At 63.5% G+C, this 9,223-nt stretch carries 6 protein-coding genes; all 6 read left to right on the plus strand.

The window, feature by feature from the left end; genetic code table 11:
- The first annotated feature begins 45 nt into the window (after nucleotides 1-45).
- On the plus strand, nucleotides 46-1,713 hold the full coding sequence (flgK, locus tag AC3WOB_RS16820) for a flagellar hook-associated protein FlgK (RefSeq protein ID WP_492275661.1): 1,668 nt from the start codon (nucleotides 46-48) through the stop codon (nucleotides 1,711-1,713).
- Nucleotides 1,714-1,760: 47 nt separating this feature from the next.
- A complete protein-coding gene (flgL, locus tag AC3WOB_RS16825; RefSeq protein ID WP_492275662.1) occupies nucleotides 1,761-3,008 on the plus strand; it encodes a flagellar hook-associated protein FlgL in 1,248 nt (415 codons plus the stop codon).
- Between the two features lie 141 nt (nucleotides 3,009-3,149).
- Nucleotides 3,150-5,027 carry a methyl-accepting chemotaxis protein gene (locus tag AC3WOB_RS16830; RefSeq protein ID WP_492275663.1) on the plus strand — a complete coding sequence of 626 codons (1,878 nt, stop codon included), beginning with the start codon at nucleotides 3,150-3,152 and terminating at the stop codon, nucleotides 5,025-5,027.
- 99 nt (nucleotides 5,028-5,126) lie between these two features.
- Nucleotides 5,127-6,986, plus strand: coding sequence for a methyl-accepting chemotaxis protein (locus AC3WOB_RS16835; RefSeq protein WP_492275664.1), 1,860 nt, complete (start codon nucleotides 5,127-5,129; stop codon nucleotides 6,984-6,986).
- 29 nt (nucleotides 6,987-7,015) lie between these two features.
- On the plus strand, nucleotides 7,016-7,483 hold the full coding sequence (locus tag AC3WOB_RS16840; protein ID WP_013393401.1) for a hypothetical protein: 468 nt from the start codon (nucleotides 7,016-7,018) through the stop codon (nucleotides 7,481-7,483).
- Between the two features lie 139 nt (nucleotides 7,484-7,622).
- Nucleotides 7,623-9,223 (plus strand): methyl-accepting chemotaxis protein (locus AC3WOB_RS16845; RefSeq protein ID WP_492275665.1); only part of this gene is annotated, 1,601 nt, incomplete at its 3' end.

Here is a 9,223-nt window from a genome sequence, read left to right on the forward strand (position 1 = left end):
TGGATATCCAGGTATATCAGCGGTTAAATACGGGGCATTGTCAGCATGAATATGTATAAATTGGCGCTGGGCGGGCTGAACGCCGCTCAGGCAGGGCTGGCCACCACCAGCCACAATATCAACAATGCCACCACGGTCGGTTACAACCGCCAGCGCGTCATGGTTTCGACCGCCGGCGCCCAGGCCACCAGCAACGGCTACATTGGCCGTGGGGTCCAGGTCGACACGGTCGAGCGCAGCTACGACAGCTTCCTGTACAAGCAACTGGTAGGCGCCCAGGGCAGCGGCGCCCAGCTCCAGACGCAATACAACCAGGTTTCAGCGATCAACAACCTGTTTGCGGACCGCACCGTCGGCATCGCGCCGGGCTTGACCAATTTCTTCACCAGCATGAACGCGGTGGCCAGCAAGCCGGCCGACCCCGCTGCGCGTCAGGATTTGCTGGGCAAGGCCAACAGCTTGGCCACCCAGATCCGTTCGGCCTACACCGAAATGCAGAACCAGCGCATCGGCCTGAATACGCAGATCACCACGACGGTCGAGCAGGTCAACAGCTATCTGACGCGTATCGACGACCTGAACCAGCAGATCTCGCTGGCTACGGGCAAGGCGGGCGGCAGTCCTCCGAACGATCTCCTGGATCAGCGTGACCAGGCGGTCATGGAACTGAATCAGTTGGTGGGCGTCACCACCTACGAGCAAGGCGACAAGATCAACATCACGCTGGCCAGTGGCGGGCAAGCCCTGCTGTCGGGCAACACCATCTATCCGCTGCAAGCGGTAGCTTCGTCCAAGGACGTGGGGCGCACCACCATTGCTTATACGCTGCCAGCCGGCGCGGGCAAGACGGTCGCCGTGGAACTGAACGATACGGAAGTGACCGGCGGTTCGCTGGGCGGTTTGCTGCAGTTCCGCGCAACGTCGCTGGATGTCATGCAAAGCCAGTTGGGCCAAATGGCCGTCGGCCTGGCGCTGTCCTTCAATGAGCAGCACAAGCAGGGCCTGGACCAGAACGGTAATCCTGGCACGGACTTCTTCGGCATCGGTTCGCCGCAGGGCGTGCCCAATGCGCAGAACAAGAGCAACGCGTCGATTTCCGGCCAGTTCACGAACCTGAACAACATCAACGCCAAGGAATACGAGATTTCCTTCGACGGCACGAACTACCGGGTGCTGCGCATGCCGGAAGGCTCGCAGGTCTACAACGGCCCGGCGACCGGCACGCCGGGCACGCTGAATCTCGACAGTGAGATGGGCGTTACCCTGACCATCAGCGAGCCGCCCCAGGCCGGCGACAAATGGTCACTGGCTCCTACGCGTGACGCCGCGCGCGACCTCACCGTGCTGATCAGCGATCCCTATAAGATCGCCGCGGCTGACGCAGAGGGCGGTGACGCCAACGGCAAGAACGCGCTGAAGCTGGCGCAACTGCAGAACAGCAAGGTGCTGGGTAACGGCACGATGAGCGTGAACGACATGTTCGGCCAAGTCGTGAATACCGTCGGGGTCCAGACCGCTCAGCTCAAGTCCGCGGCGACCGCGCAGGCCAACCTGATCACGCAGAAGGCTGCGGCGCAGCAGGCGGTTTCGGGCGTCAACCTGAACGAAGAATACGTCAGCCTGTCGCTATACCAGGAACAGTATCAAGCCAGCGCCCGCATCATCGATGTGGCCAGCACCATGTTCGACACGCTGCTGGGTCTGCGCGGCTGATCGGATCGTTGAATCGTGACCAATAAAGAAAATTTCGGAGCTTCACCATGCGCCTGAGCACCTCGATGATGTATTCGAACGGCCTGAAAGGCGTTCTCTCTCAGGAATCCGACATGAACCGCCTGGTCGAGCAGGTCGGCAGCGGACGCAAGAACCTGACGCCGGCGGACGATCCCCTGGCCGCCGCGCTGGCCATCAGCGTGGCGCAGACCCAGAGCATGAACAATACGTATGGCATGAACCGCCAGACCGCCAACACGAATCTGGGCCAGGAAAGCAATACCTTGACGGCGGTGACAAACGCCTTGCAGGAAGCTCGGACTCGTATCATCCAGTCGGGTGGCGTGCTCTCCGATAGCGACCGCCAAACCTTGTCCACAGCGCTCAAAGGCACCCGCGATGCCTTGCTGGGTCTTGCCAATACGACGGATGGCAATGGCCAGTATCTGTTCTCGGGCAATGACGGCAGCGTGATGCCGTACTCCAAGGACGCGACTGGCAAGATCGTTTATAGCAATTCGGTCGGAGAGCGGACCATTCAGGTGGACCAAAGCCGCCAACTGTCCACCAGCGATCTGGGCAAGGACATTTTTGGCCGCGCCAATCCGGGTTCGCAAGCCTTTGTCACTTCGACGGCCAACTCAAATACTGGCACCGTCGAGTTCGGCTCGGCATCTGTGACACCGGGTTCGGCTAATGCGGGCATGAAGTTCGCGGTGCAGTTTGAAACCGACGCGGCGACCGGAGCGATAGGCTATCGGGTCACGACGACGAATCCCGACGGTACCAGCGCGACCGTGCCTGCTGTGGGATCTCCTGCGACGGCTTACTCCGATGGCACCACGATCAATCTGGGCAGCGGTGTATCCGTATCGGTCAAGGGGGCCCCGAACGCGGGTGACGTGATCAACGTCGAAAGCGTCCAATCCGCCGATATGGACGTGTTCGCCACTCTGGACAACGTCATCGCTGCCTTGGACGCGCCTAGCGCTGGCGACCCCGTGGCGACCGCCAAGCTGAAAAACGCTTTGGCAACCGCCAACAAGAAGCTGGCGAACACCTACGACAACGTTCTGACGGTGCAGGCTTCGGTTGGCGCCCGGATGAATGAACTGGACGCACTGAACGCCACGGGCACGCAGAAGGGCCTGTCTTACTCCAAGTCCCTGTCGGATCTTGAAGAGCTGGACTATTACCAAGGCGCCAGCCAGCTCGCGTTGCGCCAAGTCGCGCTGCAAGCGGCGTCGGCGGCATTCATGACCATCCAGGGATCGAGTCTGTTCAGCCGCAAGTAGTAATGCGGTAGGTCAAAAAACGCGCCATCGAGTGCGTAGAGTTGCGCCTTTGCGGACGCTACTGGCCAGGGGCCGGGGCGTCCGTGTGTGCGTGCAGTGTAGGAAATACTCGTTTCACATTGCTTAACGTTCGGATATTCCATGCTTGTCAACTTGAAAGTCCGCACCTGTCTCGTTCTGGTGTTGCTGCTCTTCACGGGCGCCATGTTCATATCCAATGGCGTCGCCTGGTTGGGGCTGAACTCGAGCAATGAGAAGCTGGAGCGGGTCAATGACGCCTACTCCACTCAGGCCACACAGTTAAACCGCTCCTACATCCTGTTTCTGCGCGGCCGCTTGTTGCTGGCGACATCATTGATGGATCTGCAGCAAGGAAAGACCGAACAGGCGAACGCGCAGGTCAAACGTGCCGAAGGTCTGATGCAGGATGGCGTCAAGGCACTGGATGCATACCGCAAGGCACCGCGCCTGGAAGGCTCGGAGGCCGTAAATCAAAAGCTGGAGAGCGCCTACAGGCAATTCGACGGCGTGGTCAAACGCCAGGCGGCTGCGCTGTCGGCCATGGCCGTGCAGGACTATCTGGACTTGAACGATGCCGGCAGCGCCGCGAATACGGCGTTGAGAGAGGCGGTGGGAGAGGTGCTGGCGCATATCGACTCCAGCACCGACGAACTGGTCTCGCAGGCCGAATCGGCCCATGGCGTTTCGCGTACGGTCACGATCGTGATGCTGGCGATTTCCCTGGTCCTGGCATTGGGATGCTGGCTGTTCATCAGCCGGACCGTGCTGCGGCCGCTGCGTGAAGCGGGCGATCATTTCGAGAAGATCTCGGGCGGCGATTTCACCGGCCGCATCGACGTACGCAGCACCAATGAGATCGGCCTGTTGTTCGGCGCGATCAAGCGCATGCAGGAAAGCCTGACCCGCACGGTGGCGCTGGTTCGCCGGGGCGTGGACGAAATCAACGTGGGTTCGCGCGAGATCTCGGCCGGCAATACGGACCTGTCCAGCCGCACCGAGCAGCAGGCAGCCTCGTTGGAAGAGACCGCGGCCTCGATGGAACAACTGGCCTCGACCGTGAAGCAGAACGCCGACAACGCGCGCCAGGCCAATCAGCTGGCGGCCAGCGCCTCGGACGTGGCCGAGCGCGGCGGTTCGGCGGTGTCGGAAGTGGTCAGCACGATGCAAGGCATTTCGGCCAGCTCGCGCAAGATTTCCGAAATCGTGTCGGTGATCGACGGCATCGCCTTCCAGACCAACATCCTGGCGCTGAACGCCGCGGTGGAAGCGGCGCGCGCAGGCGAGCAGGGCAAGGGCTTTGCGGTGGTGGCGGGCGAAGTCCGTTCGCTGGCGCAGCGCAGCGCCCAGGCGGCCAAGGAAATCAAGGGTCTGATCGAGGATTCGGTGACCAAGGTCGGTGCGGGTTCGCAGCAGGTGGAGCGCGCCGGCGCGACGATGCAGGAGATCGTGGCCTCGGTGAAGCGGGTGACCGACATCATGGGCGAGATCTCGGCGGCGTCGGAAGAGCAATCCAGCGGCATCGACCAGGTGAACCGCGCGGTGTCGCAGATGGACGAGGTGACGCAGCAGAACGCGGCGCTGGTGGAAGAGGCTGCCGCAGCTGCGGGTTCGCTGCAAGAGCAGGCGCAACGCCTGGCCGAAGCGGTGGCCGTGTTCAAGATCAACGCGGGTGAAGTGATCGAAGCCCCCGCGCAGCAATTGGCATCGCAACGCAGCGCGCCGCGCATGCCGGCTCCGAAGGTGGCAGCGGCAGGCAAGGCGTCCGCCGAACCCGCCAAGACAGATGCGCCGCCGGCGGAACCTGCCCCGAAGGCCGCGCCCGCGCCACGGTTGACGCAAGTCGCCCGGCCCAAGCCGGCACCGGAAGCGGCCACCACCGTTCGTCCGCTACGCAGGCCGACCATCCGCCCGGCGAGCGCCAAGGATGCCGCAGCTGCGGCGCCAGCAGCCAGCCGACGCCCGACGCCTTCGTCGGACGACGATTGGGAGTCTTTCTGACGGAGGGATCCGTCAGCGCAGCACATGCAGTAAAGCTACCCCCCTATTTACGGCCTGGCGGCAAGAATGCCGCCGGGACGACTACCGGAATATACGGAAATGTTTAGCAATCTGAAGGTGCGCACGGGCTTGATGCTTGCCCAGTTGGCCGTCGCTTTGGCCGCGCTGGTGTCCATCGTCCTGGGCTGGAACAGCATGCGAGCCAACTCCGAGGCGATCAACGCCTTGGACAGTTTGAGCGTTCAGCAGGCCAATCTGATCAAGGACGCATACACGCAGATGCTGCGCGCCACGATACGCGCCGACATTGCCGCTGCGCAGCGGGCCACGGGCGACGCCAGCGGTGCCAGCGAGAACACGCGCACGGTGCAGCAATTGGTTGCGGATGCCAAGAAGAAGATGGAGACCTTCAAGACCATTCCAAAGACCACGGCAGTCGGCAAGAGCGCCGAAGGCGACCTCATTTCGTCGTTCAACGGCTTTGCCGACGCGCTGCAAGCCATGATGTCGGCCTTGGATAAGGGCGATTCGGCGGCCTACCTGGATCTGAAGAACACCCGGGCTGGAGCCGCGAGCGGGGCCTTTTCGAAGCAATTGACCGAATTCGCCAAGGACATTACCTCTTATAGCGAAGAGATGGTGTCGTCGTCGCGCTCGCAGGCGGCGACGATGGCCATCGTGTACGTCGTGCTGGCTGTGCTGATCGTAGCCGTATGGCTGGGCGCTTTCCTGTTCATGAACCGCGTGGTCCTGCGCCCCTTGCGCGCCGTCAGCGACAGTTTCGACAAGATCGCCGGCGGTGACCTGACCGTCCGAGTGGACGTGGCCTCGACCAACGAGATCGGTACGCTGATGGCGGCGGTCAAGCGCATGCAGGAAAGCCTGACGCGCACCGTGGCGTCGGTACGCCGCGGGGTGGACGAGATCAACGTGGGCTCGCGCGAAATTTCCGCAGGCAATACGGACCTGTCCAGCCGTACGGAAGAACAGGCGGCTTCGCTGGAGGAAACCGCGGCATCGATGGAGCAACTGGCTTCGACCGTGAAGCAGAACGCGGACAACGCACGCCAGGCCAACCAATTGGCGGCTAGCGCCTCCGACGTGGCCGAGCGCGGCGGTTCGGCGGTGTCGGAAGTGGTCAACACCATGCAGGAAATTTCTGCCAGCTCGCGCAAGATTTCCGAGATCGTGTCGGTGATCGACGGCATTGCCTTCCAGACCAACATCCTGGCGCTGAACGCCGCGGTGGAAGCGGCACGCGCAGGCGAGCAGGGCAAGGGCTTTGCGGTGGTGGCGGGCGAAGTCCGTTCGCTGGCGCAGCGCAGCGCCCAGGCGGCCAAGGAAATCAAGGGCCTGATCGAGGACTCCGTGACCAAGGTTGGCGCGGGTTCGCAGCAGGTGGAGCGCGCCGGCGCGACGATGCAGGAGATCGTGGCCTCGGTGAAGCGGGTGACGGACATCATGGGCGAGATCTCGGCGGCGTCCGAGGAACAGTCCAGCGGCATCGACCAGGTGAACCGCGCGGTGTCGCAGATGGACGAGGTGACGCAGCAGAACGCGGCGCTGGTGGAAGAGGCGGCCGCAGCCGCGGGATCGCTGCAGGAGCAGGCGGAGCGCCTGGCCGAAGCGGTGGCCGTGTTCAAGATCAACGCGGGCGAAGTGATCGAAGTCCCGGCGCACCAGTTGGCCGGCCAGCGCCGCGCGCCGCGCATGCCTGCCCCGGTCGCTCCCGCGGCTTCCGCAGCGCAGGTGGAGTCGCCCGCCCCGGAGGCCAAGGCAGTTCCGGCGGTACGTTTGACGCATTCCGCGCGGGCCAAGCCGGCCGCAGCTGAAGGGGCGACTGCGGCAAGGCCGCTGCGCCGTCCCGCCGTACGTCCGGCGGCCGCGTCGGAGGTAAAGCCCGCGACGGCGCCGAGCCGCCGGGCTGCGCCAGCGGATGACGATTGGGAATCTTTCTGACACCGGCCTGGCCGGTAAATGGGTAGGGTATGCGAGGCTATATACATCTTTTGGCGGCGGCCGCGATAGCGGTGTTTCTGGCCGGCTGCGCGGCGACGGGGCATAACTTCGACCCGGGCAAGCTGTCGATGCTGACGCCGGGGCAGACGACGCTGGAAGAGGCTTCGCGCACGCTCACCGCCCCGCCCGACAAGCTCTATAAGCAGACCGACGGCACGCTGCTCGCGCTCTGGGCCTTCAAAATCACCTTCGTCGCGGACGGCTTGTACAGCCGCAAGGAAGCGCTGTTGCAGTTCGGCCCGGACGGCCGGCTGCTGCGCCTCGTCGACAGTACCAATATCTTGCTGGAACCTTGGGAACGCCAGAAGCTGCTGGGACCCGCGCCTATGCCTGACCTGCGTCAGGACATGGCGCCATCCCCCGTGGCGCCCGAGGTGCAGACCATCTACATCCCGGGTCCGGGTGAACCGACCGGGTTGCAGCCTCAGGGCAAATAGCGCCCTGTAGTCCAGCGGGGAGCATCGCGGCGCGCGCCGCGATGTACGTCGCCCGAAGTGCATGCCTCGTGTAACAAGGCATGTCGATCGGGTGGTTTTTCATTTGGTCAGAGTAGTTCCTGAGGGATGGGGAAATAATATGGAAGCGAGTCTCGAATCCGGTGCGAAATCCGGCAAGGTCGGCAAGAAGAAGGCCGCGCGCGCGCCCAAGGTGAAGCGCAAGCTGCGATTGCGCGATGCCCGCGTCGGCACCATGTTGCTGTGGGTCATGGCGTTCTTCGCCGTGTTGATCGCGGCGGTGGGCGGCCTGGCCGCGTACTTCCTGCAGAGCAACTATGAGTCGATCCGCGAGGTCAATGCCTTGACCGAGCGTTCCAAGCAGGTCGAAGTGATCAACAGCGACATGCTGCGCGCGCGGGTTGCCCTGATGGTTGCCGCGCGCCACCTGCAGGAATCCGGCTGGGGCAGCGGAGAGAACTCGGCCCGCGACGCCGCAGCAGCCTTGAAGGGCGCCACGGACCTGCTGACCGGCGTGCGTAGCCGCTTCGCCGATTTCCAGAAGAACATGCTGCAGGATGACACCGGCCGTCAGCTGTCGATGAATCTGGTGCGCCGCTACCGCTCGTACATCGACGACGGCGTGGACACCATGGTCGAAGCCTTGCGCAGCGAAGACTATTCCACCTTCTATATGGTGAACAACGAGTACGGCACGCCCCGCAGCGCCGCCTTCATCGAGGCGCTCAGCGAATTCGGCAAGTACATTGGCGACCAGCAGCAAGCCACGATCGACGAGGCCGAAGCCAATTTCAACCTCGCCATGGTGGCGGTGGGCGTCGCGGTCGGCCTGGCGGTGCTGCTGATGATCCTGGCCCGCATCGTGTTCGGCCGCCTGGTGGTACGCCCCTTGGTGGAAGCTGGTCAGCATTTCGACAAGATTGCCGCGGGAGACCTGACCAGCCGAGTGGAAGTGCGCTCGCACAATGAGATCGGCCAGCTGTTCGCTGCACTCAAGCGCATGCAGGAAAGCTTGACCCGTACCGTGTCCGTAGTGCGCCGCGGCGTCGACGAGATTACGGTGGGTTCGCGTGAGATCTCGGCCGGCAATACGGACCTGTCCAGCCGCACGGAAGAACAGGCCGCCTCGCTGGAGGAAACTGCAGCCTCGATGGAAGAGTTGGCTTCGACCGTGAAGCAGAACGCCGACAACGCGCGCCAAGCCAACCAACTGGCGGCTAGCGCCTCGGACGTGGCCGAGCGCGGCGGTTCGGCGGTGTCGGAAGTGGTCAGCACGATGCAAGGCATTTCTGCCAGCTCGCGCAAGATTTCCGAGATCGTGTCGGTGATCGACGGCATCGCCTTCCAGACCAACATCCTGGCGCTGAACGCGGCGGTGGAAGCGGCGCGCGCCGGCGAGCAGGGCAAGGGCTTTGCGGTGGTGGCGGGCGAAGTCCGTTCGCTGGCGCAGCGCAGCGCCCAGGCGGCCAAGGAAATCAAGGGCCTGATCGAGGACTCGGTGACCAAGGTCGGCGCGGGTTCACAGCAGGTGGAACGCGCTGGCGCGACGATGCAGGAGATCGTGGCCTCGGTGAAGCGGGTGACGGACATCATGGGCGAGATCTCGGCGGCGTCGGAAGAGCAATCCAGCGGCATCGACCAGGTGAACCGCGCGGTGTCGCAGATGGACGAGGTGACGCAGCAGAACGCGGCGCTGGTGGAAGAGGCGGCCGCAGCCGCGGG

This window comes from Achromobacter sp. FW305-C-30-7, from assembly GCF_058783105.1.

Bases quoted from the DNA above. Each gene is read 5' to 3' on its own strand.
- AC3WOB_RS16835 (WP_492275664.1), top strand. From the start codon at position 5,127: ATGTTTAGCAATCTGAAGGTGCGCACGGGCTTGATGCTTGCCCAGTTG.
- flgK (WP_492275661.1), top strand. From the start codon at position 46: ATGAATATGTATAAATTGGCGCTGGGCGGGCTGAACGCCGCTCAGGCA.
- AC3WOB_RS16840 (WP_013393401.1), top strand. From the start codon at position 7,016: ATGCGAGGCTATATACATCTTTTGGCGGCGGCCGCGATAGCGGTGTTT.
- flgL (WP_492275662.1), top strand. From the start codon at position 1,761: ATGCGCCTGAGCACCTCGATGATGTATTCGAACGGCCTGAAAGGCGTT.
- AC3WOB_RS16830 (WP_492275663.1), top strand. From the start codon at position 3,150: ATGCTTGTCAACTTGAAAGTCCGCACCTGTCTCGTTCTGGTGTTGCTG.